We start from the raw sequence: 26,720 nt of genomic DNA, 5'->3' as shown, positions 1-26,720 counted from the left end.
ATGTCACGCATGATGCGCGCAATCGCGGGGCTGGGGAGCGCGGTGGCGCTCGCCGCCTGCGCAACCACTGGCGGGGCCGATGCCGGTACAAAGCCAGCCTCAGCCAGCGCCAATGATTTCGAAAAGGATCCCTATCCCTCAACCTATCGCGCTTACCCCGGCGCCCCCACGGCACTGGTGGGCGCCACCGTGTTTGACGGCACCGGGCGGCAGTTCGACAACACCACCGTGCTGCTGCGCGATGGCAAGGTGGAGGCAGTGGGATCCGGGCTCGACACCTCGGGCTACACTTTGATCGACGCGCGCGGCAAATTCATCACCCCCGGGGTGATCGATATCCATTCGCATCTGGGTGACTATCCCTCACCCTCGGTCGATGCGCATTCGGACGGCAATGAAGCCACCGCACCCACCACACCCGAAGTCTGGGCCGAACATTCGGTCTGGCCGCAGGACCCGGGTTTCAGCCGCGCGCTCGCTAATGGCGGGGTCACCGCGCTGCAGATTCTGCCTGGATCGGCCAATCTCATGGGCGGGCGTGCGGTTACGCTCAAGAATGTGCCTTCACGGACCGCGCAGGGGATGAAATTCCCCGGCGCACCCTATGGCTTCAAGATGGCCTGCGGCGAGAACCCCAAGCGGGTCTATGGCGGCAAGGGCCGTGCCCCCTCTACCCGTATGGGCAATTTCGCGGTCAACCGCCAGACCTGGCTCGACGCCAAGGTCTATGCCGCAGACGAGGATCGCAAGCGCAATCTCGGCAAGGAAACCCTCGTCGGCGTGATGGCGGGCGAGATCCTGGTCCACAATCACTGCTACCGCGCGGACGAAATGGCGCTGGTGATGGATATGGCCAAGGAGATGGGATACCGCGTCACCGCCTTCCACCACGCGGTTGAGAGCTACAAGATCGGCGATCTGCTGCGCGAAAACGACGTGTGCAGCGCGATCTGGGCTGACTGGTATGGCTTCAAGATGGAGAGTTATGACGGCATTCCCGAAAATGCCGCATTGCTGCAGCAGGCCGGGGCCTGCGTGGTAATCCATTCCGACAGCGATCAGGGCATCCAGCGGCTCAACCAGGAAGCCGCCAAGGCGCAAGCAGCGGGCAAGCGAATGGGGATCGATATTCCCGATGGCGAAGTGGTGCGCTGGTTCACGCTCAACGCCGCCAAGGCGATGGGAATCGATGCGATGACCGGCAGCCTTGAGCCGGGCAAAATGGGTGATGTGGTGCTGTGGAACGGTGATCCGCTGAGCGTCTATTCGCGGCCTGAGAAGGTTTGGGTCGATGGCGCATTGATGTTCGACGCGCTCGATCCCAAACACCGCCCGGTGAGCGATTTCGAGCTAGGCCAGCAGGGCGAAGGAGACGTGAAATGAACCGCCTCCTTGCATTTGCCGCTGCCGCAGTGGCGCTCGCGGCCACCCCAGCCCAGGCACAGGATTTTGCCATTGCCAATGCCCACGTCGCCACTGGTGACGGCAGCGCGCCGATGAAAGGCGCAACGGTAATCATACGCGCTGGCAAGGTAGCCGCCGTGGGGGCAGACGTGCAGCCCGATCCCTCCCTGCCGGTAATCGACGGCACCGGGCTCTGGGTAACCCCCGGCCTCGTCGCTGCGGTTACTGACCTTGGCCTGCTCGATGTTGGCGCCGTAAGCAACAGCAATGACACGCGTGCCAGCAAGGCGCGCTTCAACGCCGCGCTCGATGTTGCCCCCGCGATCAATCCGGCCTCGCAGCACATCAAGGTGAGCCGCGCCAACGGGATCACTCGCGCGGTGGTTTCGGGTGGCTCGTCGAATTCGATCTTTGCCGGGCAGGGCGCAATCATCGATACCGGGGCGGATCCCGATCCGGTGATGAAGCCGCGCGCATTCCAGATGATCGCGCTGGGTGAAGGCGGCGCGCGCATTGCCGGGGGCAGCCGTAATGCGAGCCATGCCGAACTTCGCAATGCCCTGCGCGAAGCGCGCGACTTTGCCGCCGGGCGCTGGAGCGGGGAGGACAACCTTCTCACCCGCGCCGATGCGGAAGCGCTGGGCCCGGTGATAGAGGGCTCGCAGCTTCTGCTGATCGAGGCACACCGCGCGTCCGACATTCGCGCCGTGCTGGCGCTCAAGCAGGAATTCCCCGCACTCGATCTGGTACTGGTCGGCGCAACCGAAGGCTGGCTTGTGGCGCCGGAAATTGCCGCTTCAGGGGTGCCAGTGATCGCGGAAAGCCTGCAAGACCTGCCCGAGCGATTCGAGCAGCTGGCCTCGACCCAGAGCAATATCGGCCGTATGCGCGCCGCCGGTGTCAAGGTGGCACTCAACGCCGCTACGATCGAAAACAGCCATCACTACACCCAATATGCCGGCAATCTGGTCGCGCTCGCCCGCATGCCGGGCGCAGCCGGTTTGAGCTGGGGCGAGGCTTTTGCCGCCATCAGCTCACGCCCAGCGGAAGCGATCGGCATGGGCGGCAGGCTGGGCGTTCTCAAGCCGGGGGCTATGGGTGACGTGGTGATCTGGGACGGCGATCCGCTCGAAGTCTCAAGCGCACCGCTGCGCGTGTTCATCGACGGGATCGAGCAACCGCTGGACAATCACCAGACCAGGCTGCGCGATCGATATCGCGACCTTGACGAGAGCGAGCTGCCGAAAGCCTTCGACTGGTAAGCCAAGCGGCGCCCGTCCACCGCATGCCTCGCCGCCTGTCTTGCCATTTGCCCGGCACTGTGGCCAAATCCCCCATGTAAGGGGGAGTGGTCATGGATGATGCCTTGGTAGAACTGATCGCTGCGAATGTGGCCTTTGTCGGGTCGCATTTTGCGATGTCGCATCCGCTGCGCGCGCCAATGGTGAAGCTGCTGCGCGCAGGTGGTTTCAGCGCGGTTTATTCGCTCGTGAGCGCGGCGGCTCTGTTCTGGGTCTATTCGGCGTTCAAGGCTGCGCCAGCGGGCGACCTGGGCGGTTCGGGCGACCTTGGCTGGATCGTGGCGACGCTGCTGACGCTTCCGGCATTGGTTTTGTTGGCGGGATCGATGTCGGGCAATCCGGCGCTGCCGACACCGGCCGCAGCCGAACAGGCCCGTGCCCAGCCCAAGGGCGTGTTCCAGGTGACCCGGCACCCGATGATGTGGGCGATCGGCCTGTGGGCATTGTCGCACATCGTGCTGTGGTGGAGCACGCGCAGCGTGATCACCGCGCTGGCGATGGGCGTGTTGGCGCTGGTCGGCGCGCATTTGCAGGACCGCAAGAAAGAGGCGCTGATGGGCGAGGCCTGGTCGACATGGGAAAGCCGCACCAGTTTTTGGCCGCGGCCCGGCAAACTGTTTTCGGTCGGCCCGCTGTGCTGGGCCGTGGGGCTGGGCCTTTGGCTGGCGCTCAGCTGGGCGCACTTGCCGCTGGGCGGGATTCCGGCAGGTGTGTGGCGCTGGTTCTGACCGGACCTTTCCCACCCGGCGCACCTCAGACAGCAGTGCCTGGGCGCCCAGGCGAAGTTCAACCGCAATTCACGCGGCAAGAGCATAAATAACCTTTTGTTTGTCTTGAGCCTCAACAACAGGCAACAGTGGTCCGCGCGGGGGGCACGAAAGGAAATGAATGCCAATTTTGCTGACATCGGCTGCGCTGCTCGCATCGGCGAGCACACCAATTGCGCTACTTTCGCAGGCCCAGGTTGCATTTGTGCAGTCCGCGCCGGCGAATGCCGAACTTCAAGAAGCACAAGCCCCCGCAGCAATCGATGGAACCGCGCCTGCGGTTGTGGATGGAGTGCAACCAGACGCGCCGCCGCAAGACGAAGGGCAGGAGGCGGCCGAGCCTGCCGTTCTGGATACAGCAACGGAAGATGAGCCAGGCGCCGGGGCAGCGGACGAAGGAAATGTCATCATTGTCACCGCCGATGGCCAGGCCCCGCTCAAGGATCCGCTCGAGAAAGTCAATGTCGCCGCCTACAAGGTGATCCAGGAAGTCGACACCATTCTGATCGCGCCAATCGCCGATGCCTATGAAGAGGGACTGCCCGGCCCGCTGCGCAAGGGATTGAGGAATTTCTTCCGCAATCTGATGGAGCCGGTCAACGCGCTCAACTATCTGTTGCAGCTCAAACCGGGCAAGGCGTTCGAAACACTCGGCCGCTTTACCCTTAACACAACTGTAGGCGTGGGCGGACTGCTCGACGTGGCCAAGAACAAGCCCTTCAACCTGCCCTATCGCCGCAATGGCCTTGCCAATACGCTGGGTTATTACGGGGTTGGAAGTGGGCCTTTCCTGGTCTTGCCGCTGGTTGGGGCAACCACGGTGCGCGATCTGGTGGGGGGGCTGCTCGATCAATCGTTCCTGCCCGCAGTTGTCGGCAAGCCGTTCGATTCGCTGAAATATGCCATCCCTGCCTTTACCGTGAACTCGCTCGAATACCGGATCGAGTTCGACGAGCGGCTCGAACAGATCAGCACCAGCGATGATCCCTATTATGCGATGCGCGAAAGTTATCTGTGCCTGCGTGAGGCAGACATCGCCGCGCTCAAGAACCGCCCGCCGCCGCGCGATTGCAGCATCGCAGCGATCATGGCCGGGCCCGAACCGGTGGCAGCGTCCGCTGCCGCGCCGCCGTCAATCGAGGCACCCGCAGTGCCTTCGGAAGCGGCCGAAACTCTGGCTCCCGATGAACCCGCACCGCCGCCGGAGATCATCTATGTCGGCAAGGAAGTGGTCCAGCCGCTGCCCGAAGTTTGATCGGCCGGCCTACTGCCCCTTGAACGCGGGGCTGCGTTTTTCAAGCAGCGCGTCGATACCTTCCATGTGATCGCCAGTCAGGTGCATCAGTGCCTGCGTGTTGGCGGCCATTTCCAGCGCCGTGTCATAGCTGGTCGAGCGCCCTTGGCGCATCAGGTTCTTGGCATGGCGCAGGGCGTGCGGGGGCATGGCGGCAATTTTCGCTGCCAGTGCCTGTGCCTCCTGCATCAAGCTGTCATGCGCAACCACGCGGCTGACAAGGCCCCAGTCGAGCGCGGTCGGCGCGTCGATCACATCACCGGTATAGAACAGTTCAGCCGCGCGCGCTTCGCCGATGATGCGCGGCAGGATCCAGGTGCCACCATCGCCGGGGATGATGCCCAGCTTGAGGAAGGTCACGCCAAACTTTGCCTTGTCGGAAGCAATTCGGATGTCTCCCAGGCAGGCGAGATCGCAGCCAAGCCCGATCGCCGGGCCGTTGACCGCTGCGATCAGGGGCACGCGCAAGCCGTAAAGCGCGCGCAACACCTTGTGGATGTTGTTGCGATAGCCGTCCGAAATCTCGGGCGCATTGCCGCCGAAGGTGCCGCTGCGATCCTTCATCGCCTTGATGTCGCCCCCCGCACTGAAGGCGCGCCCCGCACCGGTCAGGATCACGCAGCGCACATTCATGTCGAGATTCACTGCGTCGCAAGCGGCGGCAAAGGCATCGCCATCGCCCTTGGCGCCGAGCGGGTTCATCGTCTCCGCACGGTCAAGCGTAAGTGTGGTGATGTGGCCGGCTGTTTCGATCTTCAGGAGTGACATGCGGCGAATTCCTTTCGCCGGATGCCTTGCCAGCATTATTACCCGCCGTCACCCCGGACGCGGCGGAGAATCTTCAAGCCCGCGCCTCTTCCACGCCAGCGCTATTGTGCCGCAGCGCGCGCAGAACAGTGGCGACGATATCGGGCGCGTTTAGCCCCGCCTTGTCATACTGGTGCTCGGGATCGTCGTGGTCCTGGAAGATGTCGGGCAAGCGCAGGGTGCGGATCTTGAGGCCGACATCGGTCAGCCCTTCGTCGCTGGCGAAGGTCAGCACATGCGCGCCCAGCCCGCCGATCGCGCCTTCTTCAACCGTCACCACAACTTCATGGGTACGCATCAATCTCTCGATCAGCTGAGTGTCGAGCGGCTTGGCAAAACGCAGATCGGCGACCGTGGTCGACAGCCCCTTTGCCTCGAGCTGATCAGCGGCCTTGAGCGCTTCAGCCAGCCGCGCGCCCAGTGACAGGATTGCGACTTTGGTGCCCTGCCGCATCACGCGGCCCTTGCCGATCTCAAGCTTCTGCGGGGTCTCGGGCAGTTCCACCCCCACGCCATTGCCGCGCGGATAGCGGAAGGCGATGGGGCCGTCGTCATATTCGGCAGCGGTGTAGGTCATATGGACCAGCTCCGCCTCGTCCGCCGCAGCCATCACCACCATATTGGGCAGGGTGGCAAGATAGGTGATGTCGAAGCTGCCCGCATGGGTGCAGCCATCGGCGCCCACCAGCCCGGCACGGTCGATTGCGAAGCGTACTGGCAGGTTCTGGATCGCAACATCATGCACCACCTGGTCATAGGCGCGCTGAAGGAAGGTGGAATAGATTGCCGCGAACGGCCGCATGCCCTGGGCGGCAAGCCCCGCAGCAAAGGTTACGCCGTGCTGTTCGGCAATGCCGACGTCGAAGGCGCGGTCGGGATGAGCCTTGGCGAAACGGTCAACCCCTGTGCCCGATGGCATGGCAGCAGTGATGGCGCAGATCCGCTTGTCGGTCTCTGCAAGCTTGGCCAGCGTATCGCCAAACACGTTCTGGTAGGCAGGCGGGCCGGCCTTCGATTTGGCTTTCTCACCAGTGACCACATCGAACCTGGGCACGCCGTGATATTTGTCGGCGCTGTTTTCGGCAGGGGCATAGCCCTTGCCCTTTTGCGTCACGACATGGACCAGGATCGGCCCCTCCGCCGCATCGCGGACATTCTCCAGCACCGGAACCAGCGCATCGAGATCGTGCCCGTCGATCGGGCCGACGTAATAGAAGCCCAGCTCTTCGAACAGCGTGCCGCCCATCGCCATGCCGCGCGCGAACTCATCGGTTTTGCGCGCCGCCTTGTGCAGCGGCTCAGGCAGTTTGCGGGCGAACTTGCGCGCCAGTTCACGCAGCCCCAGGAACTTGCCGCTTGAAACCAGCCGCGCGAGATAAGTCGAAAGCCCGCCCACCGGCGGCGCGATCGACATGTCGTTATCATTCAGAATCACCACCAGCCGGTTGCCCGCCTGTTCGGCATTGTTCATCGCCTCATAGGCCATGCCCGCGCTCATCGCGCCGTCGCCGATCACGGCAATGCCGCGTCCGGGCTGACCCTGCAGCTTGTTGGCGATAGCAAAGCCGAGCGCCGCCGAAATCGAAGTGGAGCTGTGCGCTGCCCCGAACGGATCATATTCGCTTTCGGAGCGCTTGGTGAAGCCTGACAAGCCCCCGCCCTGGCGCAATGTGCGAATCCGGTCACGCCGCCCGGTGATGATCTTGTGCGGATAGCACTGGTGGCCCACGTCCCACACCAGCCGGTCTTCCGGCGTGTTGAAGACATAGTGGAGCGCCACGGTCAATTCGACCACACCCAGCCCGGAGCCCAGATGCCCGCCGGTGGTGCCCACTGCGTCGATCACCTCGGCGCGAAGTTCGTCAGAAAGCTGGCGCAGCTCCGATTTGTCGAGCTGGCGAAGGTCGGCCGGGAAGCTGACCTTGTCTAGCAGCGGGGTTTGCGGTGAGTGACTCATGATTCAAGCGCTTACATACGAATTCGGGAACTGTCGATGAATGGCTGCCAGACCGGGCATCGCGGCGGACCAGGGAATCGGCGTGTCATCAGCCCCTGCAGCTGCTGCACACGCCGCGAATTTCGATCACCGGGCGCCGCGCCTGGAATTCGCGTGTCCTGGCCAGCGCGCGCACCCGCAGGGACGCTTCATCATCATCGATGTGGGTCGCCTCGCCGCATTCGTCGCACACGAGAAAGATGCAATCATGCTCGCAGCCTGGATGGGTATTGGCAAGAAAGGCATTGGCGCTTTCAACCCTGAGCGCGAGATTGTTGGTCACAAACAGGTCGAGGATGCGATAGACGCTGTTGGGCGCCACCCGCTTGCCGCGATCGCGCGAAAGATTGTCGGCAATGTCATAGGCGGAAACGGGGCGTTCATGGCGCGCGAGTTCGGCAAACACCGCTTCGCGCATGCCGGTCCACTGCTCGCCCGCATCGGTCAAGGCAATGCGGGCGGCATCGATCAGGCGGGTGCCGGAATGTTCCTGGTGAGCGTGATGATGACTGGCCATTCAAGCCATATAGTGCACCGCGGCGCACGGCGCCACTCCTCGCGGCAATCGTTACGGGTGGGTGGCAAACCGCGCCGGAGCGACAGCGCGCGGTCATGTCTCAGTTGGCGCTGGCAGGCCCGCTTTGGCCGGGTGTTTCCGCAGGCGCGGCCTGGGCCGGGGTGGCAATTTCGGCCGTGATGTCGCCCGCCATGCTCGCGCCGACCAGCAGCGCCCCGATCAGGAAGCCGGCGCCGAAGTTACGGTAAAGATCGGACTTGAAGAGACCCATGGGATATTCGCTCACGCCTCGAATCAGGTTTAATGCTCGAAGCTGTGTTAGCCTCAATTAATTGAGGCGCGGTGAACACGGCTTTCATAAAATGTCTATTCGCTCTGCGACAGAATGTGGTTACGGGCTGACGAAATGAGTGAAGCGATCATCATCGGCGGTGGCCACAATGGGCTTGCTTGTGGCTTTTACCTTGCGCGCGCAGGCATCCCGGCGGCGGGGTAACGGGCGCCCCGGGGCACAACTGCGCGCATGCGATTCTACGCCGCCAGCGCTGGCTCAAATTCAAGGGTCAGGACCCGACTGGGCGAGCGCAGGTGAGCCGTAGCGCAGCGAGAACCGCACCAAGGACGCTCACCCGGATGGGTGAGCGCAAAAACATCAGTGCCGGAAATGGCGCATCCCGGTGAAGACCATCGCCAGCCCCGCCTCGTCCGCCGCAGCGATCACTTCCTCGTCGCGGATCGAGCCGCCCGGCTGGATCACCGCGGTGGCGCCCGCCTCGGCTGCCGCAAGCAGGCCGTCAGCGAAGGGGAAGAAGGCATCGGAGGCGACCGCGCTGCCAACCGTGCGCGGGGCATCCCAGCCATAGGTTTCGGCAGCTTCCGCCGCCTTCATCGCGGCGATACGCGAGGAATCGCGCCGGTTCATCTGGCCCGCGCCTATCCCGGCTGTCGCGCCATCCCTGGCATAGACGATCGCGTTCGATTTCACATGCCGGGCGACGGTCCAGGCAAACAGGCAGTCCTTGAGTTCCTGTTCGGTTGGCGCCCGTTTGGTCACCACTTTGAGGTCAGCCTCGGTGATCGCGCCGTTGTCACGCGTCTGCACCAGCAGCCCGCCGGTGATCGGTTTGACCAGCAAGCCGCCGCGTCGCGGATCGGGCAAATCGCCCACGGTGAGCAGGCGCAGGTTCTTCTTCTTCGCGAATATCTCGCGCGCTTGATCCGACACGCTCGGTGCAATCACCACTTCGGTGAAGATCCTGGCGATCTGTTCGGCGGTTGCCCCGTCAAGTTCCTGGTTGACCGCCACGATCCCGCCAAAAGCCGAAACGCTGTCGCATTGCAGCGCCGCTTCCCACGCCTCGACCAGCGTGCCTGCCTGCGCCACGCCGCAGGGGTTGGCATGCTTGACGATCACCACTGCCGGATCACCGCCGGCAAACTCGGCGCACAGCTCGAGCGCGGCATCGGCATCGTTGTAATTGTTGTAGGAGAGCTCCTTGCCCTGGAGCTGCTCAGCCTGCGCGATCCCGCGCCCATGCGGGCCAACCGGGGTGTAAAGCGCGGCCTGCTGGTGCGGGTTTTCGCCGTAGCGCAGCACAGTGGGGGCCTTGCCATTGACCGCAAGGAAGTCTGGAAAAAGCTGTTGCTGGTCGGCAAATCCGAACCACTGGCTGATCATGCTGTCATAGGCGGCAGTGGCGGCGAAGGCCTTGGCCGCGCATTTGCGGCGGAAGGCCAGTGATGTGGCCCCATTATTCGCGTCAAGTTCGTCTAGCAATTCGGCATAATCGCCGGAATCGGTGACGATGGTGACAAATTGGTGATTTTTCGCCGAAGAGCGAACCATACTGGGCCCGCCAATATCGATGTTCTCGATGATCTCGTCACGCGCGGCACCGCGCATCACAGTCGCTTCGAAGGGGTAGAGATTGACCACCACCAGGTCGATTGCACCGATGCCATGTTCTTCCATCGCCGCAGCATGTTCGGGGTTATCGCGCACCGCCAGCAGCCCGCCGTGGACCTTGGGGTGCAGCGTCTTGACCCGCCCGTCCATCATTTCGGGAAATCCTGTAAGTTCGGAAATGTCGCGCACCTCCAGGCCCGCTTCGCGCAGCGCCTTTGCCGTGCCACCGGTCGAAACCAGTTCCACCCCGCGCGCGGCCAGAGCCTTACCCAGTTCAACCAATCCGCTCTTGTCGGACACCGAAAGCAGTGCCCGCCTGATTACCACATCCGTCACGATTCGGATTTCACCCCATTTTCTTGAACAGCCAGGAGAATTGCCCCCCGCCGCGCGATGTCATTCCCTGCACCACCAATTGATCGATTGCATGCGGGCGCCCGTCGCCATCGACCCACATGCTTTCTTCGATCTCGACGCTCGCGCCGCTGTCATTGCCGCCCAGGCGGAATTGCCAAAGCGCCCCGTCGGGCAGCATCAGGCCGGCGCCGCGCCGGTCTTCGGACAGCCGCACTTCAACCCCGCGCCCGAGGTGAAAGCGGATTGCAAACCCAACCTTCCCGCGCTGGCCCTTCTTCGAGGGAGGCGTGAGGATATCCTCACCCAGCAGCTCGCAGCCATCCCCGCGCAGCATCAAGATGCGGCGATGGACCAGGCCATAACGTGCGGCATAGCCGTCATGGCTTGCTTCGATCCGCTGCACGTCACCGCCAGCGCGCGCAATCTCGCCGCGCTCGACCTCGACCTGTTCGACGCCCTTGCCCAGCTTGCCGCCGAGCAAAACGGCGGTGGAATTGGCATTGTCCAGCACCAGCGTCGAATGCGCGGCCGTGGCGCGCAGGCCCTGCTCGATTCGGGCAGGCACCTGCCCGCCCGCAAGCGCAGCTCCGCCGCAATTGACAATCAGCCGGTGTACCCCGTCCGACATTTCGAAAGCCAGCGTCGAGGCGCAGCCCCAGCGCGCATGTTTCGAGCGCGGGGGAGGTGCAGCATCGATCTGTATCACTGTCTTGCCGCCAGCCAGCCGGTGATAGCCCCAGTGCCGCACATCCTTGAGCGGGCGGGTGCGGACCCCGCTGGCATCGATCAACGCGGCCAGCCGATCAGCACGGGCAGCGCCATTGCCTTGCCAGCTACCCAATCCGCCATCGCCATGCCGCATCGCCAGCAGCGGCGGCACCAGCAGTTCGCGCATCAGGCCAAGTGGTGCCGGCAGGTCACGTTCTGTCGCCTTGTAGCACGCTTCAAGGTCGGTCAGCATTGCGATCACATCGGCCTGCGCCATCGGGCTGCGCGACAGGGCACCGCCATCCTCGCCTGCGAAATCGCCCAGCGCGGCGATCAGCCCCGCCTCGCCATAGAGCCGGCGCGGCTTGCCCTGCGGCATCAGCAAGCCAGCCGCCGTGATTGCGCCCCAGCCCAGCACTGCGCCAAGCGGATCGGGCGTGCGGCGCACTTCGCGGTCGAGCCAGCACGCGGTCTCGTCAATCGCGGTGAGCATGCGCGGGCGCAGTTTCACGTCCTGGCCCGAGAGCACCAGCGGCGCATATACGAGCCACGCCATCAGGCGGTGCGCAGCATGCTCGGCCTGCCAGGCGGCGCATTTTCCAGGCCTTGGATTGGCATCGAGCCACAATTTCGTAATCCGCTCGGCCGTTTCGACGCATTGTTCGCGCTGGCCCGCAGCAGCGAGATCGCGCAGCCAGGCAAAGCCGTGAATCACCCGCTCGAACGGCGGGGCAAGGCGCGAGGAGGATTCGTAATCCACCTCAGCGATCGGGGCCCTGGCCCCGCTGATGAGGAAATGCCCCGCACGCAGCGCCATGCCCGTTGCCCGATCGCCCATGAGCGCGCTTTCCACTGTGCCGAGCAGCCGCGGGCGCGCGGGTTTGCGAAACGGTGCCGACAGTGTCGCGCCGCCCACCCCCAGGCGATAGGCAAAACGCAGCAATCGGGCACTGAAATCGGATTTGGGCGGTACGAAATCGCTCAACACCAGTGCGCGCGGCTCAGTAGCCGGTGCGATGGGCGCCGCATCTGCAACGTTTGCCAGTGGCTGTTTGTCAGCGCGCTTTAGTGGCAGCGCAGAGCGATGCTGAGGAACTTCTCCGAACAGGTCTTCTTCCAGCCCCTGGTCGGAGGGCCGGTCGCTCTGGCCGGAAAGCAGCGCGTCCATCAGCCTTCGCCCTTGAGCGCAGCGATGTTGGCTGCATAGCGATCCGGCCCGCCCTTGAAGGTGGCCGAGCCCGCGACCAGCACATCGGCACCAGCCTCGACGCAGAGCCGCGCGGTTTCCGTATTGACCCCGCCATCAACCTCGAGATGGATGTCGCGTCCGCTGGCATCGATCAGCGCACGGATCCGGCGGATCTTGTCGAGCTGGGAATGGATGAAGCTTTGCCCGCCGAAACCGGGATTGACGCTCATCACCAATACCAGATCGATATCCTGGATAAGGTAATCAAGCACTTCAACCGGCGTCGAGGGGTTGAGCGAAACGCCCGCTTTCTTGCCCAGCGCCTTGATCGCCTGAACTGTGCGGTGCGCATGCGGCCCGGCTTCGGGATGGATGGTGATGATGTCGGCACCCGCTTCGGCAAATTCCTCAAGATAGGAATCGACCGGCGAGATCATCAGGTGGACGTCAAAAACCTTGCTGCTATGCGGACGCAGCGCCTTCACCACCATTGGCCCGATGGTGATATTGGGGACAAAGTGCCCGTCCATGACATCGACGTGGATCCAGTCCGCGCCTGCGGCGTCGATGGCGCGCACTTCCTCGCCTAGCCGGGCAAAATCGGCCGAAAGGATCGAGGGAGAAATCAGCGGTGCCGCCATGGTGTGTTCCGGATCGCGCAAGTATCCCCAGTAATGCGCTGCAGGTGCTTCGAACAAGCAGCAGGCGGCGCCTTTTCCACACACGCCGGCACACAATGCCCCCACTTGGCACATTAAGCGCCGGTTTGCGTCCAATTCAGCGCCAATTCAGCCCGCCAGCGACATTGGCTTGGCGATATCAAGGCGACATCTATACTACGCCGCAAACAAGCTAAGCCAGAACGGATATGATAATGCGATCGAACTTGCCGAAGACAAGCCTGGTGCTGGCTGCGGTGGTGTTTGCCCCGGCTGGCACCACCAGCCTTGCACAAGCGGCCGAAAGTGCATTTCCCTTTCATCAACAGATTGCGAACGACATGCGCAAATGCGCGCCGGGTGCCGGGCCTGCCGCACGCGTGACGGTGAACGGAGTGAAAGCGGCCGAAGGCACGGTGCGGGTACAAAGCTATCGCGGCACCAAGTCCGATTGGCTCGAACAGGGCAAATGGATCAACCGGATCGAGGTTCCCGCGCGCAAGGGCACAATGACATTCTGTGTGCCACTGCCCGCGACAGGTTCTTACGGCATCGCGGTGCGGCATGATGCCGACGGCAATGGCAAAACCGATTTCGCGCGCGATGGAGGCGGTATGTCCAACAACCCCTCGATCAATATCTTCAACCTCGGCAAGCCGAGTTACAGCAAGACCGCGATCGAATTCGGCACGGGCGTGACTTCGATCACGATCAACATGAAATATATGTGATCAGGCGTGTGGGCCGCGCTTTCGCTGCGCGCGCCACACCTGCCACAGAACTGCCGGTGCTGCGAGCACGGGATGCCTTTCGCGCCATGGCGTCACTTCCACCGGGACGCCGGTATGGCGTTCGATTTTCCATGCGGCATAGCGCGCGGCGCCATCGAATGTGGTGCTCGCCTTGACAAGGCGCAGGATGTTGAGCGGCTTGCCCATCCTCTGTCGGCGGCGCCACCAGCCCAGTATCCTGCCACGTTCGCTGGCGGGTAGCTGCGGCACGATAGTCGCGCCGCTGCTTTCGAATGCGATACCCTGCGCCTCCAGCGCAAGCGGCAGCAACCCGTCGAAATGCGCGGCATTGACCGCCAGAATGCTGTCTTCACGGCCGGGCCGCTCGACGCGAAATTCCGCTTGATAGGTCGCGCGGAACAGTGCGCGCCAATAGTCATCGGCGGCGCCGCTCTTAGGCCCAAGCGCTACCGCAAGTCGCGCCGCAGTCTGCGCTGCCCCGGCCACCGCCGCGAGAGTTTGCCGACGCGCATCATCGTCCCGCTGCCATACCAGCGCACTCGGTTGCACGAACCGCGCCCAGATGGTGGTGTCGAGGAGTTCCCCGCGCGCAGCCTCGGCAAAGGTCGAAAGTGACATGGTCGCGATCTTGGCGCGCAACACCGCCCCCCGGTGTTCCCATTCGCGATAACTTACGCGCGGCCAGATCCGGTCACGCTGATTGCCGGGCAACAATACATAATAGTCAAGCACGCCTTCTAGCGCGCCCGTACGCAGGTTGGAGCCATAAAACAGCACCGCCAGCGCTCCGCTTTCCTCGGCAAGAAGCGCGGCGAATTCGCTAATCGCAGGATCGACCGATGCGCTCGCCTGCACATCAATACGCTCAACCAGTCCCGCCATTCGCAGCCCTCTCAGGGCGCCACGAATTCGAGTTCTGGCCCGGGCTCGATCCGGTATCGCCCTGCAGGAAAGGCTTCGCCATCGAGTATGAACTGGTCATCGAGCTCGATTTCGAAAGCGGTCGCTACCAACTGGTGGATGCCGCGTTCGCGCAGCTTGGCGGGCGACCACCCCATCATCACTGCCGGCAACAGAGCCGCAATACGCCGGGCAACCTGGTCAAGCACCGCCAGTTTGAGCCCTTTGCGCAAGGTGCCGAAGGGCTTTAGTCCCGCAGGAAAGCGCTCGAGCGTCGACACCAGCAGCAGCTGTCGCCGCTCCGGATCGCCCGCGCCGCTATGCGCCATTGGTGCCCCACCGGGCGCCAGCCGGATATCCATCTTGGTGCCCCGGCGCCACGGGTTGGCGCGGCTCCCAAACAGTATCTGAAGCACGCCCCACAGCGTGGTAACGCCAACTGCAAGACTGTTAAACGCCCCCAGCTTGTGGGCGCTCTGCCCGGCGCGGGTGCCGATGGTGAAAGCGCCAGCGCCCAGAATGAAGCCCAGAACGCGCGAACCGGGCTGCTCAAGCCGCGTAATCGCCAAGGGGCGGCGAACGATCCGTGTTCCGTTACCGAATGCGTCGATCGCGGCTTGCAGCGTCCAGTCAGCCGGCGCTTCAAGATCAACTGCAAGCGCGTTGGTCTTGCCCTTGGGCAATACCGCGATGGCGGGCCAATTCTCGCCAAAGATCACATCGCCGCAGGTAAGCACATCACGCACGGTGCCATCGCCGCCATTGATCACCAGCAGATCGATATCCCGCCCGGCCAGCCGCGCCAACGCTTCGGGTAATTGTGCACGATTGCTCGGCTGCACCACGATCACATCGGGCGCAATGCGGCTCTCAAGATCCTTGCCACGGTTGCGGTGGCTGAGCGGATTGTAAACCAATCCGACGGTAGGCGCACGCCCGGGCACGGCGGCTGCGCCTTCCCGCTGCGCCGTGGACCTTGCCTCAGTTCGCTTGTGCAGCGAATGGTCGAATTCGTGGATCGGACTGGCCATTGCTGGTTGTGCCTTAGCGGCAAACCATAAGCGTTCACTAGGATTTTCTTTGTCGCAGCCAATTTTGCCGGCTGCAGTGGTGGAGTTGCGTTTGACCAGCGGGCCGCCACAAAACAGCTTTTGTAGCGCGCCGAATCGGCTAGGTTGCAGGAATGCTGACAGAACACCTGCTTTCATCCGCCAACAGCCTGAGCGACGGGATCGTTGCTCTGCGCCGCGCCATCCACGCCGAGCCCGAGTTGGGGCTGGAAACCCCCAAGACGCTTGCCAAGGTGCGCGAGGCGCTGGCCGATCTGCCGTTGAGCTGGCGCGAAGGCACGTCCTGCACGGGCGCGGTGGCTACACTTGAAGGCGCGAAACCGGGGCGCCGCGTGCTGCTGCGCGGCGATATGGACGCGCTGCCAATGGACGAGAAGACCAATCTCGAATTCGCTTCAACGATACCCGGGCGCATGCATGCTTGCGGACATGACACGCACACTGCCATGCTGGTGGGCGCTGCAAGGCTGCTATGCGCGATGCGCGACGACATTGCAGGAACGGTGGATTTCATGTTCCAGCCGGGCGAAGAGGGCCATCACGGTGCGCGCTTCATGCTCGAAGACGGGCTGATTGATCCGCCGCCCGATGCGGCCTTCGCGCTGCACATCATGCCCAATGCCCCCTTCGGCGTGCTGGCCGGCCGGCCCGGTCCGCTGATGGCGGCGGCTGACCAGTTTACCATTACCGTCAAGGGCCAGGGCGGCCATGCCTCGATGCCGCATGATTGTATCGACCCGATTCCGGGCACGGCAGCGATCGTCAGCGCGCTGCAGGCCATGGTCACGCGGCGCTTCAACGCGGCGAGCGCCGTGGTCGTCACCGTGACGCAGATCCACACCGGCACCGCTTTCAACGTCACGCCCGATTCGGCCACGCTGTGCGGCACCATCCGCACGCTGAGCCCCGAGCACCGTGTCAAAGCGCAGGAACTGATCGCGCAAACCGCCGAGTTGACTGCCGCGGCACACGGCCTGACTGCACAATGTCAGTTCGAACAGGGCTTCCCGGTCACGGTTTGCGACCCGCGCGCGGTGGAACTGGGCAAGGCGGTCGCAACGAAGCTGGGCGGCGAGGGCGGGTGGCGCGACCTGGCAGATCCCATCATGGGCGCGGAAGACTTCGCCTATCTGCTCGAGAAAGTGCCCGGGGCGATGTTCTTCCTGGGGGTGGCCAATGAGGGTGAGGACTGGCGGCAATGCTGCGCGATCCACTCGCCCCGCATGCATGTCGACGAAAAGGCCTTGCCCAAGGGCACGGCTATGCTGGCAGGCTGCGCGCTCGAATTCCTCGAATCGGGCTGGAGCCAGGGCTAGCACCAACAAGAAACCGGGGCCGCCCAAGGCGACCCCGGTCAGTTGTCCAGCGCTCCCCCCGAAGCGCCGGGGAGAGCCCGTTCAGGCTGGCCGGCGGGCGAAAATCCCGAAGCCTGCGATAATTGCGTAGCAAATCACCGGGATCACCATCGCCAGCGCCAGATTGCCACCGGTTGCATCAGCCATCACGCCATAGAGCAGCGGGACAACGGCACCACCGAAGATGGCAACGTTGATGATACCCGATCCGTCCGCCGCGCGCGGCCCCAGCTTCTCGCAGGCGAGCGAGAAGATTGTGGGGAACATGATCGAATTCATCAGGCCCACCGCCAGCAGCGTGTAACCCGCGAGCTCCCCAGAACTGTTCGCCGAGATCAGGATGAGCAGGATTGCACCCGTCGCGTTGAACGCGAGGATTTTACCCGGGCTGAAAATACGCAACGCCCACGAGCCGATGAAACGGCCAACCATGGCACCGCCCCAGTAAAGACCGATCAGCCATTCCACGGCATTTGGTTCTGCCCCGAAGATTCCGTTCAGGAAGGCGGTGATGGGGCCGCCGTTTGCCATCACATGTTCTTGCAAGAGGTAATTGATGACGATCGATCCGATGGAAACCTCGGCACCGACGTAGAGAAAGATGCACAGCGCGCCATAGCCGAAGCGGGACCGCTTCAGCAGGTCGTTGTCATACAGCCAGAACGCCGGTGCGAGCAGAATCACCAGTACACCCAGCCATCCGTTGACCTGGATCGCAAGGAATACGCCTGCGGCTGCAAGAGCGAGGCCGATCAGGTAGCGGCTGTTGGAAACAAGTTCGCCGTCACCCATGATCCTGGCGTCATGCGGCAGCCGGTTGCGGAACATCCAGACAGCCGCAGCCACTACCGCAATGAGCGCCGCGACGCCGAGATAGCCCTGCCAGATCGCCTCGCTCTCGGCAGCGCGATATGCCTGCAGGGCAGCGCCCTCCAGTTGGTCTGCCGAAACGTCGGCGAGACTGCCGAGGATGATGGCGGCACCAACGATCGGGAAAACCGTGGTGCCCAGCGAATTGAATGCCTGAGCAAATGTCAGCCGGCTGTGGGCGGTCCTGGGCGGGCCAAGCAGGCTGATCAGCGGATTGGCCACGACTTGCACGATCACCACGCCGCTGGCGAGGATGAACAAGGCGCCCAGGAAAATCGCATAGGTCGCTGTCTGGCTGGCGGGGATGAACAGCAGGCAGCCCAGGATCATCGTGCACAGTCCCGCCACGGCGCCGCGCATGTAGCCGATCTTCTTCACCAGCTTGGCGCCAGGAATCCCGATTATCAGGTAAGCGGCGAAGAAGCAGAACTGCACCAGCATCGCCTCGGTGTAGCTGAGCGTGAACAGCTCCTTGAGCTTGGGGATGATCACATCGTTGAGCGAGGTGATGCCACCGAAGATGAAGAACAGGCCGAACACGAAATAGTTCAGGCCGGGCGCGTCAATCGACGTGCCCTCGTGCTCGATCGGAACCGGGTCCGAACTGGAAGCCACATCGGGTACCAACGCCATGTATTTCCTCCCCCAACAGGCCGACATCCTGCGGCCTGGTTCTCTCACCCCGGCAGATTAGCGGCGCGCCAATCCCGGTCTAGCTGTATACGAATGCGCGCCGCCCATACCGTTCAGAACGCGCATTCGGTTCCCTCCGGCAGTTCCTCGCGCTGAATGCTGGAAATGCGGAGAGTAACGTCACCCTCGGTCTCGAAAGCGATCCGCGGGCCCAGGCTGCCGACACAGCTTTCGCTGATGACCATTTCGCGCCAACCCTTGGCAAATGCGTGGTCGAACTGCTGCGTGACATCGATTACCTGCTCGTTTCCATCGGCCGTGCTGACGCGCAGGCGGACCGGTGCATTGGGCCGCGTGACCAATGTATAATCGATACGATAGGCTCCGCCGGTATCTGTCGCTTGCGCAAGACCAAAATAGGAACCGCCGCGCATTAGGATCTCGCGCGAATCCTCCTGGGCATCGCGATCATGACCGCGCGAGATCACGCCGGCAGCACTCATGTCGCCGCGCATTTGCGGCATCAGTTCCTCGACGCCGCTGTGATCCAGCCGCCCGACGAAAGCGACCACTCCGGCGCCCAGGCGGCCTGAACTGAACATGTCGGCGTTGTTATTCTCCGCCAGCGCCGCGCATTCCTCGCTCAATTGGGCAAGCGGCGTGGTGTCGCTCAGCGAGCGCCCATAACCGAAGGGAAACAGCGCGCCCTCTGGCCCGTTGACCGGCTGGCCTTCGCAAGCTGCGGGCCAGGAGAAGGGAAGGCGGCCGCTAGCATCGTGCGCGCCGGTGAGCACATCGGCCACGCCAGCACCTTCGCTGCCCGGTAGCCATGACGCCACGAAGGCGTTGGCTGCATTCAGTTCGCGGTTCACCCACAGCGGGCGGCCGGACAGGAATACGGCCACGGTGGGGATGCCTTGTTCGCGGAAGCTTCGCAAAAGCTTGAGCCCTTCCTCGTCGCGGAACACCAGATCGCGCTGGTCTCCCGCGAATTCGGCATAGGGCGCCTCTCCGAACACGACTATCGCCACATCGGGACGGGTTCCAAACGTTCCATCCTTGGACAGGATGGCTGTGCCGCCCGTGGAGGCCACACTATCGCGCAATCCTTCCCAGATCGAGCTCGCATTGGGAAACTTGTCTCGCCCCAACCGGTCCTTGCGGCCGCCCTGCCACTCAAGCGTCCAACCACCGGAAGCCTGACCAATATCATCAGCGGCAGTTCCCGCCACGAGAACATTCGCCCCGGACCTGAGCGGCAAAACCCCATCATTCTTCAGCAGGACTTGTGAGCGCGCAACGGCTTCGCGGGCGAGCGCTCGGTGCTCTGGCGAGCCGAGCATTTCAAACCGCCCCCCAAAGGCGCGTTCCGACGGTCGCCTCACATTCTCGCCCAGCAGGCCCGCACGCTGCTTGACCCTGAGCACGCGGGCGACTGCCTCATCGACGCGCGCCATGGGAATGGTCCCGTCCCTGACCTGCGCGATCAGCGATTCCATCAGCGGCTTCCAGTCATCCGGCACCATATATATGTCGAGCCCGGCCATCAGCGATTGCGGGCAGTCGGTCACTTCACATCCCTTGACCTGGCCGTGACCGTTCCAGTCGCCAACGACCAGTCCGTCAAAGCCCATCCGGCCACGCAGCACATCGGTTAGCAGGGCTTGATGGCCATGCATCTTGCGGCCGTTGATCGAATTGAAGCTGGCCATGATTGCTTCAACACCCGCGTCTATCGCCGCCGGATAGGGCCGCCCGTGCAGGGCGAGGAGAGCATCGATATCGCCGTTTACATCGCCCTGATCAACGCCCTGGTCCGTGCCGCCATCGCCGAAGAAGTGCTTGGCCGTGGCGATCACGCGGCCGCCGCCGAGATAGTCTTCGCTGCCGGGCTTGCCCTGCAGGCCTTCGACCAGCGCAGCGCCCAAGCTGGCAACAAGTTCGGGATTTTCTGAATAGCTTTCGTAGGTACGGCCCCATCTGTCATCGCGCGCCACGGCGACAGTGGGGGAGAAATTCCAGTCGATGCCGGTCGCCTCTATTTCAATCGCGGTGGCATGGCCAATCCGCCGCACAAGGTCGGGATCGCCGGTCGCGCCAAGCGCAATATTGTGCGGAAACAGCGTTGCGCCGACAATGTTTGAATGTCCGTGCACCGCGTCGGTCCCCCACATCGTGGGGATGGCCGGCTCGCCATTCGGCAGCGGCTTGACCGAGGCATCATACATTTCATCGGCAAGGCGAAGCCATTGCGATGCCGGGGCAAACTCGTCGCCATAGGGCCCGCCATTGCCGCCATTCAGATAGCTGCCGAAGCGATAACGCTCCATATCCTCGGCAGTGAAGGAGTTGATCTGGGGCTGGATGAGCTGCGCAATCTTGCGCTCGAGGCTCATCCGCGCAATCAGGTTTGCAATCTCGGCGTCGGCAGGTGTTGGCGCAGCCGCACTGGCGGATGCCGCAGCTTCACCTGATTCAGATACACTTGCCAATGGCACTGTAGCGCAGCCGCCAAGGCCCAGTGCCGTTGCCAGAAACAACCCGGAAAAACGCATTAACCCATCCCCTCCCGCAGGATGCAAATCCCTTGTGAACGCTAATTGAGAACGTTCTCAACTTACTCGATTGGCACGGGGGAATCCAAATTGCAAGGGCTTAAATCCGGCGGGAAATGGCCAGAAGCAGCGTGCTTGCCAGTGCGCATAGTGCCGCCAGCACCCAAAACAGCCCGCTGAAGCCGAACACAGGCACCAGCGAAAGCGTGAGCCACGGGATAATCAACGAGGGCACCGTGTTGGTCAGGTTGAACAGGCCCAGATCCCGCCCGCGGTTTCCCGGACGCGGCAGCACGCGCAAGGTCTGGCCCGAATGGAGCGACAGAAACAGCACAGAGGCCACCCCGAACAGGACATAACCCGCAATCGCCACATTCGCGTCCCCGGCGAGCGCCATCAACATCAGACCGCAAGACGAAATCGCTGCCGAGATAGCCAGAGGCAGAATGGGGCGCTGAGTGCGGTCGGACCAGCGGCCCGCGGCCAGCGCCAGCGGCACTGCAATTGCCAGGACGATGCTGAAAATCCGTGCAGCGTCATTCTCGCCAAAGCCCGGCGCGATCGAGCGCAGCCAGAACAGCAGGAATGCAAACAGCGCGGCTTCGGCAATCTGCACCAGCAGCCTCGCAAACCACATCCTCAGAACGGTCGATCGGGTCTGCCACGCTTCCCGGCGAGGCTCTGCCGTGGGTAGATGCGGCTGCATCAGCTGCGGCAACTCGCGGCCGCGGCCCAGCAGCAGGACAGGCGCCACCATGGCCGCCACCAGCAGCGCCACGATGGCCAGCCGGGTAGCGTTGTCGGCCAGCCCTGGTATCGTCACCACCGCGCCTGCCAGCGCCCCCAACGCCGGGGCGAAGGCAAACAATCCGCCCAGCAGGCCCTTTTGCCCGTCGGGCACACAATCGCCAGCCCATGCCGCAAGCGGTCCCAGCATCATGTTCAGCCCCAGCTGCCAGGCCATGATCACCATGATCAGCTGGGTCAACGAGGCCGCCTGCTCCACGGCGATCAGCAATCCGCTCGACAGCAGCAGGCCAGCCGCGATCCAGGCCGGACGGCCTCCACTGCGATCGCTGAGCCAGCCAAAACCGATATTGGCCAGACTTGCGACTATCGCACCGGCAAAGGTGGCATAGGACAGCGCGGCCACATCATCGCTGCCGGTCAGCTCGGCAATCCGCACCGGAAGCAGTACGGTGAGAAAGGGCACATAGGCCACTGCACCCCCGGCCGCCGCCAACGCCAGAAGCAGCAGAAACCACAGCGGCTGGCGCGCCGGTTGGGCGGTGTCAGCAGTCATTACCGCCCGGCGGCGGTGCAGTCGATCCACGCTCGACCAGGCTCCCTTCGACAGTGATCGGCGCTTCGGGCAAAGGCTCGCGCGGCGCCTTGATCAACAGCTCGACCGCTTGCGCAATGGTGGCCGCGATCGGCTGGTCGACAGCGGTCAATGGCGGATCGGTAAAGCGCACGATCGGCGTGTTGTCGAAACTGATCAGCGAAAGCTGCGCCGGGACATCAAGCTGCATTTCGCGCGCCACCTCCAGCGTCGCAAGCGCCATCTGGTCATTGCTGGCAATGATCGCTGACGGTGAATCGGGCAGGGTAAGCAGGGATCGTGCTGCGGCAAGCCCGGATTCATAGCCGAAATCGCCGCGCTGACACAGGCCGTCGGTGGCGAGCCCGCCCGCCTCCATTGCCTTGCACCAACCGGTGATGCGCCATTCGCTAAGGCTGTATTCTGCAGGCCCTGCAATCAGCCCGATGCGGCGGTGGCCCAGTGCGATAAGATGCTCGGTCGCCATCACCGCCGAATGCTCATCATCCATGGTCAGGCGGATGCCGGGACCAGGCTCGAGCGATCCGATCCGGGCGAAAGGGATTTTGCGCGCGGCGAGCAAACCTGTGATGAGCGGGTTTTCCGAGTGCGGCGGTGTCAGGATCACACCATCGGGCTGGAGCGCGGCAATCGCAGCGCTGAGTTCGCGCTCGACATGGTCATTATGCGTGTCGACCAGTTCGACCATCATGCGATAGCCATGCTCGGCGCAGGTTAGCATCCCGCCCAGCAGCATCTGATCAACCCAGTCCGTGCCGCTGCGTGCGCGCCATTCGGCGATCGTCTTTTCCCGATCGTTGAGCGCAAGAATGAGGTATGAGCGCGAACCACTCATGCGCTGCGCCGCGATCGAGGGAACATAACCGAGCTTGTCGATCGAGGCCTGCACCCGCTGCTTCATCGCCGGGCGAACATTGGGTTCATTGTTGATTACGCGGCTGACCGTCTGCAGGGAAACCCCTGCATCGTCGGCCACGTGCCTGATCGTGACAGCCTGCCGCCGTCTAGCCATTCCCGCCTACCCCCTATTCGATCCCGAATTCCCCTCTATTGCCTGCTGCAATCCCTCCGTGCCGCAGGCTGGGGCCTAATTGCGTCTTATGCCGCCTTTTCCTCTTTGGTGCCGCAGAATTGCGTCACATATTCGTGGTGGGCGGGCATGCCTGCCACCGTTTTTTCTACCAATTCCCGCAGGTTGGTGAGCAAGGCATTCAATTCCTGATCCGACAGCTTCTCTGCGATGGGATGATAACTTTGCGGAGCAATCCCCTGCCCCATCATGACCTGCGTCCAGCTGTTTTCGACAAACAGTTCCTCATTCTTGCGGAACACGCGCCCGGTGGCCTTGAACAGGTCCATCTTGTGCTGGAGCGTGTCGGGAATGTCCATATCGCGACATTGCCGCCAGAACGGGGAATCTGCGCGTTCCGTCGCCTTGTAATGCAGGATCAGGAAGTCGCGGATCTGCACCATGTCGGTCAATTGCTGATCGTTGAATTCATCAATATCGTGCTGGCTTACCTTGCCAGCGGGCAGCATCCGGATGATGCGAAGCACTGCTCGCTGAATCAGATGGATACTGGTCGATTCAAGCGGTTCCATGAACCCACCGGAAAGCCCCACGGCAACACAGTTGCGATACCATTGCTTGCGCCGCGCACCGGTGGTGAAGCGGATGAAATTGGGCTTCGTCAGCTGCTCGCCCTCGACCGAGGAAAGCAGGCGCTCGGCCGCATCCTCATCGCTCAGATAACGGCTGCAATAGACGATCCCGTTGCCTTGGCGGTGCTGCAAAGGGATGCGCCACTGCCAGCCCGCGTCATGCGCGATCGAACGGGTATAGGGCAGCGGCGGGCGCACGCTGGCGGTCTGTACTGCAATCGCCCGGTCGCACGGCAGATAATGCGCCCAGTCATCGAAACCGGCGTGCAGCGCACCTTCGATCAACAGCGCGCGAAAGCCGGTGCAATCGATGAACAGGTCGCTTTCGATGCGCTGGCCTGAATCGAGCCGCAAGGCGGCGATATCGCCGCTTTCTCCGTCGAGTTCCACATCTGCGATCTTGCCTTCGACGCGCACGGCGCCGTCGGCTTCTGCGAGGCTGCGAAGAAACGCAGCATAAAGCCCGGAATCGAGATGATAGGCGTAATTGAGCTTGTTGTCCGGCAATTGCGCGAATTTGCCCGCATAGGCTGCTGTCAACTCCAGACAGTAATCGTCATAGCTCGCCGTGTGCCCCTTCGTCAGGCCATAGAGCCAGAAATGCAGGAACCCCGCGGCCCAGTGGTCACGGCCGGTAGAGCCAAAAGAGTGAAAGTATTTTTCGCCATCGACTTTCCAGTTTTCAAAATCGATCCCAAGCTTGAAGGTCGCCTGGGTGCGGCGCATGAATTCCGCCTCGTTGATATTCAGTAGCCTGTTATAAGCTACCAGCGGCGGAATCGTCGCCTCTCCAACTCCAACCGTGCCGATCGCTTCGGATTCGACCAGGGTCAATTCGATTGTCTTGCCCAAAGTTCGGGCCAGGGCGGCTGCCGTCATCCAACCGGCTGTGCCGCCGCCAGCGACCACAACACGGGTGACTGGTTTGCTGCTGTTCATTGGCTGATGCTCCTGGTCAGGAACGCGCGGAGTCGTCCGGCGCTTTCGGGGGTTAGAGGATCGAGAATTCCGCGCGCTCCTTGCGGAATATGCGCGACTACGCTTTCATCGTTTTCAAACACGTAATGGTCAAACAGTTCGCGCCAGATGGCCTTGTCTGCATCAGGCAAATCGCGGATCGCCATGATCGCGTGATTGAGCGCATCCTGCGGCTGACCCAGCCAGCGCGGGGTTTCCCGCCACCAGTAATTGACCAGAACATTGAACGGGGCGAGCCCTTCGACATGGTGCCACCACATCGACGGGATGAACACCGCATCTCCTGCGTCGAGTTCAGCCACGAGAGCTGTCTCCAGCGCATCGGCAAAGCGCGGAAACCTTTCGAGGTCGGGCTCATGGAAATCGACCATGCTAACCGCCCGGCCCGCCGGAGTATTGTCGATCGGTCCAAGGTATAGATTGCGGAACTGATCGGGCGGAAAGATCGTGAAGCGTCGCTTTCCAACCGCACAACAGGCGAGGTTATCGGGAAAATCATTATGTGCTGCGATCCTGGTCGGCGTGCCAATCCAGATGCTCGCCAAGGAATTACGATCGCCAAGGTCGATATGGTTCGCTTCGTGCAACCCGTCGAAGAACTGGTGCATGTCGATCGAAGATAGATACACGGGCGGCAGATCGGGCCGACCTTCATTGTCATCCAGCCCTTTGAATATATCCGCAAGCTTGCCTGTGCCCGTGCGGAAATTCATCTGCATTCCGTCATCATAGAACATCCGGCCATCACCACCGGGTTGCCCGATGGAAACGGTGAACGGGCGGTTGCGGGCATGGTTCGCGATGTATTCGCGCGCTTCGCGGGCAGACCGCTTGCCTGCTTGAACCAATGGCCAATCGCGGGCCACTCCGCGCACGACAAACGGAGTGTGCGCAGCGCGGATCAGCGCGTCGAGAGCAGCGAGATCCACCGCCTCGCGCTCCTCAACTCGCTCGATGGAGGAAAAAATGGAAGGATCAGCTTCAGCCACGGCTTAATTGGCGGTTCTTGCGGTCAATCAAATCGCTGAAATGGCCGAGGGATGCCACCACCATGAAGGTCGGCATAAGATGACCCCCCTGATGCAGGTCCCCCAGTTCATCCGCACCCAGATCGCGCAGCTTGTCTTCGTTGATGGTATGAAATCCCACCAGTGAATGTTTGGAACCATCCTCCAATGGCACTTCGAGCTTGAAGGGTTCGATCAATTCATAGCGCTCAAGCGCTTCGAAGAATGCCGGGCTGGCCTGATATCCCGCGTGGAGCAGGCCGAGTTTGTCGGCGATACCTTCAAGGTAAGGCGTCGCAGCTCCATCTTCGTCGAAAACACGAATTCCCTCGCCATCGCTCGAAATGCGCGGATGGCCCATATCGATATGGATTTGCGCGTCATCCTCGGATTCAATCCGGCCAATCAGAAACGGCTGGATCGATTGCGCCAACGGTTTGTAGCGGGCGGTCCATTGATTGTCTTCGAGGAACAGGTTTTCGCCATTGGTAAATCCGAACAGGGCCATGGCAGAAAATTGACCCGTTTCATTATCCCGCTTGAAAACGATCGGGTAACACGTTTGCACCTGTCGGAATTCATATGGCGTCGTGATGCAGGCCATGACCGCGTCTCCCAATTCCGCATGGGAATCGTTGCGGACACGCAAGTCACGATGTTCATCACGGCTGAGAATGCGATGCTGGTTCAT

General features: G+C 62.5%; 22 protein-coding genes. 6 read left to right on the top strand and 16 right to left on the bottom strand.

The features are described 5' to 3' along the window. Positions 1-9 precede the first annotated feature (9 nt). The 4 genes from ACX2DJ_RS03105 to ACX2DJ_RS03090 all read left to right on the top strand — a co-directional run bounded on the left by ACX2DJ_RS03105 (position 10) and on the right by ACX2DJ_RS03090 (position 4,727). Positions 10-1,383 carry an amidohydrolase gene (locus ACX2DJ_RS03105; protein WP_462572532.1) on the top strand — a complete coding sequence of 458 codons (1,374 nt, stop codon included), beginning with the start codon at positions 10-12 and terminating at the stop codon, positions 1,381-1,383. Beyond that, entirely contained in the window at positions 1,380-2,666 is a 1,287-nt protein-coding gene (locus ACX2DJ_RS03100; protein ID WP_462570943.1) for an amidohydrolase family protein, read from the top strand. The genes ACX2DJ_RS03105 and ACX2DJ_RS03100 overlap by 4 nt, the downstream gene beginning before the upstream one ends. A 92-nt stretch (positions 2,667-2,758) precedes the next feature. Further along, positions 2,759-3,433 carry an NnrU family protein gene (locus tag ACX2DJ_RS03095; RefSeq protein ID WP_462570942.1) on the top strand — a complete coding sequence of 225 codons (675 nt, stop codon included), beginning with the start codon at positions 2,759-2,761 and terminating at the stop codon, positions 3,431-3,433. A 160-nt stretch (positions 3,434-3,593) separates the two neighbouring features. Further along, a complete protein-coding gene (locus tag ACX2DJ_RS03090) occupies positions 3,594-4,727 on the top strand; it encodes an MlaA family lipoprotein (RefSeq protein WP_462570941.1) in 1,134 nt (377 codons plus the stop codon). A gap of 9 nt (positions 4,728-4,736) precedes the next feature. Here the strand turns inward: ACX2DJ_RS03090 and ACX2DJ_RS03085 are convergent, their stop codons facing one another. From ACX2DJ_RS03085 to rpe, 7 genes are all read right to left on the bottom strand, one after another. Next, entirely contained in the window at positions 4,737-5,534 is a 798-nt protein-coding gene (locus ACX2DJ_RS03085; RefSeq protein WP_462570940.1) for a crotonase/enoyl-CoA hydratase family protein, read from the bottom strand. 73 nt (positions 5,535-5,607) lie between these two features. Next, on the bottom strand, positions 5,608-7,530 hold the full coding sequence (gene dxs / locus ACX2DJ_RS03080; protein ID WP_462570939.1) for a 1-deoxy-D-xylulose-5-phosphate synthase: 1,923 nt from the start codon (positions 7,528-7,530) through the stop codon (positions 5,608-5,610). Positions 7,531-7,618: 88 nt separating this feature from the next. After that, a complete protein-coding gene (locus ACX2DJ_RS03075) occupies positions 7,619-8,086 on the bottom strand; it encodes a Fur family transcriptional regulator (RefSeq protein WP_462570938.1) in 468 nt (155 codons plus the stop codon). Between the two features lie 100 nt (positions 8,087-8,186). Next, positions 8,187-8,357 (bottom strand): hypothetical protein, encoded by a 171-nt coding sequence (locus ACX2DJ_RS03070; protein ID WP_462570937.1) that lies wholly within the window; start codon positions 8,355-8,357, stop codon positions 8,187-8,189. 381 nt (positions 8,358-8,738) lie between these two features. Beyond that, the gene (gene purH / locus ACX2DJ_RS03065) at positions 8,739-10,328 is read right to left on the bottom strand and encodes a bifunctional phosphoribosylaminoimidazolecarboxamide formyltransferase/IMP cyclohydrolase (protein ID WP_462570936.1); all 1,590 of its coding nucleotides are present in this window, start codon (positions 10,326-10,328) and stop codon (positions 8,739-8,741) included. Positions 10,329-10,338: 10 nt separating this feature from the next. Next, positions 10,339-12,225 carry a heparinase II/III family protein gene (locus tag ACX2DJ_RS03060; RefSeq protein WP_462570935.1) on the bottom strand — a complete coding sequence of 629 codons (1,887 nt, stop codon included), beginning with the start codon at positions 12,223-12,225 and terminating at the stop codon, positions 10,339-10,341. Further along, positions 12,225-12,887 (bottom strand): ribulose-phosphate 3-epimerase, encoded by a 663-nt coding sequence (gene rpe / locus ACX2DJ_RS03055; RefSeq protein ID WP_462572531.1) that lies wholly within the window; start codon positions 12,885-12,887, stop codon positions 12,225-12,227. Before rpe ends, ACX2DJ_RS03060 begins: the two co-directional genes overlap by 1 nt. A gap of 245 nt (positions 12,888-13,132) precedes the next feature. Here rpe and ACX2DJ_RS03050 point away from each other — a divergent pair, with 245 nt between their 5' ends. Then, entirely contained in the window at positions 13,133-13,636 is a 504-nt protein-coding gene (locus tag ACX2DJ_RS03050) for a DUF2141 domain-containing protein (protein ID WP_462570934.1), read from the top strand. Here ACX2DJ_RS03050 and ACX2DJ_RS03045 read toward each other — a convergent pair whose 3' ends face one another. Together ACX2DJ_RS03045 and ACX2DJ_RS03040 are read right to left on the bottom strand one after the other, a co-directional pair. Further along, positions 13,637-14,539: a hypothetical protein gene (locus ACX2DJ_RS03045; protein WP_462570933.1), complete on the bottom strand. Its 903-nt coding sequence runs from the start codon at positions 14,537-14,539 to the stop codon at positions 13,637-13,639. A gap of 11 nt (positions 14,540-14,550) precedes the next feature. Next, the gene (locus ACX2DJ_RS03040) at positions 14,551-15,588 is read right to left on the bottom strand and encodes a diacylglycerol/lipid kinase family protein (RefSeq protein ID WP_462570932.1); all 1,038 of its coding nucleotides are present in this window, start codon (positions 15,586-15,588) and stop codon (positions 14,551-14,553) included. Positions 15,589-15,740: 152 nt separating this feature from the next. Between ACX2DJ_RS03040 and ACX2DJ_RS03035 the strand changes: the two genes are divergently transcribed. Continuing rightward, positions 15,741-16,943 (top strand): M20 metallopeptidase family protein, encoded by a 1,203-nt coding sequence (locus ACX2DJ_RS03035; protein ID WP_462570931.1) that lies wholly within the window; start codon positions 15,741-15,743, stop codon positions 16,941-16,943. An 81-nt stretch (positions 16,944-17,024) separates the two neighbouring features. Here the strand turns inward: ACX2DJ_RS03035 and ACX2DJ_RS03030 are convergent, their stop codons facing one another. The 7 genes from ACX2DJ_RS03030 to ACX2DJ_RS03000 form a co-directional block, all read right to left on the bottom strand. Beyond that, complete coding sequence (locus tag ACX2DJ_RS03030; protein WP_462570930.1) at positions 17,025-18,485, bottom strand: sugar MFS transporter; 1,461 nt, start codon at positions 18,483-18,485, stop codon at positions 17,025-17,027. 113 nt (positions 18,486-18,598) lie between these two features. Next, the gene (locus tag ACX2DJ_RS03025; protein ID WP_462570929.1) at positions 18,599-21,040 is read right to left on the bottom strand and encodes a glycoside hydrolase family 3 protein; all 2,442 of its coding nucleotides are present in this window, start codon (positions 21,038-21,040) and stop codon (positions 18,599-18,601) included. Between the two features lie 100 nt (positions 21,041-21,140). Further along, complete coding sequence (locus ACX2DJ_RS03020) at positions 21,141-22,343, bottom strand: MFS transporter (protein ID WP_462570928.1); 1,203 nt, start codon at positions 22,341-22,343, stop codon at positions 21,141-21,143. Further along, positions 22,333-23,394 carry a LacI family DNA-binding transcriptional regulator gene (locus ACX2DJ_RS03015; RefSeq protein WP_462570927.1) on the bottom strand — a complete coding sequence of 354 codons (1,062 nt, stop codon included), beginning with the start codon at positions 23,392-23,394 and terminating at the stop codon, positions 22,333-22,335. The genes ACX2DJ_RS03020 and ACX2DJ_RS03015 overlap by 11 nt, the downstream gene beginning before the upstream one ends. 86 nt (positions 23,395-23,480) lie before the next feature. Next, the gene (locus ACX2DJ_RS03010; protein ID WP_462570926.1) at positions 23,481-24,983 is read right to left on the bottom strand and encodes a tryptophan halogenase family protein; all 1,503 of its coding nucleotides are present in this window, start codon (positions 24,981-24,983) and stop codon (positions 23,481-23,483) included. Then, positions 24,980-26,011: a cupin-like domain-containing protein gene (locus ACX2DJ_RS03005; RefSeq protein WP_462570925.1), complete on the bottom strand. Its 1,032-nt coding sequence runs from the start codon at positions 26,009-26,011 to the stop codon at positions 24,980-24,982. Before ACX2DJ_RS03005 ends, ACX2DJ_RS03010 begins: the two co-directional genes overlap by 4 nt. Then, positions 26,004-26,720 (bottom strand): SapC family protein, encoded by a 717-nt coding sequence (locus ACX2DJ_RS03000; protein WP_462570924.1) that lies wholly within the window; start codon positions 26,718-26,720, stop codon positions 26,004-26,006. The genes ACX2DJ_RS03005 and ACX2DJ_RS03000 overlap by 8 nt, the downstream gene beginning before the upstream one ends.

It is taken from the genome of Altererythrobacter chaiwopuensis (assembly GCF_054957755.1).
This window is presented reverse-complemented; position numbering and strand designations above follow the sequence as displayed.

Coding starts and splice junctions, on each gene's coding strand:
- ACX2DJ_RS03105 (WP_462572532.1), top strand. CDS start 10: ATGATGCGCGCAATCGCGGGGCTGGGGAGCGCGGTGGCGCTCGCCGCC.
- ACX2DJ_RS03100 (WP_462570943.1), top strand. CDS start 1,380: ATGAACCGCCTCCTTGCATTTGCCGCTGCCGCAGTGGCGCTCGCGGCC.
- ACX2DJ_RS03095 (WP_462570942.1), top strand. CDS start 2,759: ATGGATGATGCCTTGGTAGAACTGATCGCTGCGAATGTGGCCTTTGTC.
- ACX2DJ_RS03090 (WP_462570941.1), top strand. CDS start 3,594: ATGCCAATTTTGCTGACATCGGCTGCGCTGCTCGCATCGGCGAGCACA.
- ACX2DJ_RS03085 (WP_462570940.1), bottom strand. CDS start 5,534: ATGTCACTCCTGAAGATCGAAACAGCCGGCCACATCACCACACTTACG.
- dxs (WP_462570939.1), bottom strand. CDS start 7,530: ATGAGTCACTCACCGCAAACCCCGCTGCTAGACAAGGTCAGCTTCCCG.
- ACX2DJ_RS03075 (WP_462570938.1), bottom strand. CDS start 8,086: ATGGCCAGTCATCATCACGCTCACCAGGAACATTCCGGCACCCGCCTG.
- ACX2DJ_RS03070 (WP_462570937.1), bottom strand. CDS start 8,357: ATGGGTCTCTTCAAGTCCGATCTTTACCGTAACTTCGGCGCCGGCTTC.
- ACX2DJ_RS03060 (WP_462570935.1), bottom strand. CDS start 12,225: ATGGACGCGCTGCTTTCCGGCCAGAGCGACCGGCCCTCCGACCAGGGG.
- rpe (WP_462572531.1), bottom strand. CDS start 12,887: ATGGCGGCACCGCTGATTTCTCCCTCGATCCTTTCGGCCGATTTTGCC.
- ACX2DJ_RS03045 (WP_462570933.1), bottom strand. CDS start 14,539: ATGGCGGGACTGGTTGAGCGTATTGATGTGCAGGCGAGCGCATCGGTC.
- ACX2DJ_RS03040 (WP_462570932.1), bottom strand. CDS start 15,588: ATGGCCAGTCCGATCCACGAATTCGACCATTCGCTGCACAAGCGAACT.
- ACX2DJ_RS03035 (WP_462570931.1), top strand. CDS start 15,741: ATGCTGACAGAACACCTGCTTTCATCCGCCAACAGCCTGAGCGACGGG.
- ACX2DJ_RS03030 (WP_462570930.1), bottom strand. CDS start 18,485: ATGGCGTTGGTACCCGATGTGGCTTCCAGTTCGGACCCGGTTCCGATC.
- ACX2DJ_RS03025 (WP_462570929.1), bottom strand. CDS start 21,040: ATGCGTTTTTCCGGGTTGTTTCTGGCAACGGCACTGGGCCTTGGCGGC.
- ACX2DJ_RS03020 (WP_462570928.1), bottom strand. CDS start 22,343: ATGACTGCTGACACCGCCCAACCGGCGCGCCAGCCGCTGTGGTTTCTG.
- ACX2DJ_RS03015 (WP_462570927.1), bottom strand. CDS start 23,394: ATGGCTAGACGGCGGCAGGCTGTCACGATCAGGCACGTGGCCGACGAT.
- ACX2DJ_RS03010 (WP_462570926.1), bottom strand. CDS start 24,983: ATGAACAGCAGCAAACCAGTCACCCGTGTTGTGGTCGCTGGCGGCGGC.
- ACX2DJ_RS03000 (WP_462570924.1), bottom strand. CDS start 26,720: ATGAACCAGCATCGCATTCTCAGCCGTGATGAACATCGTGACTTGCGT.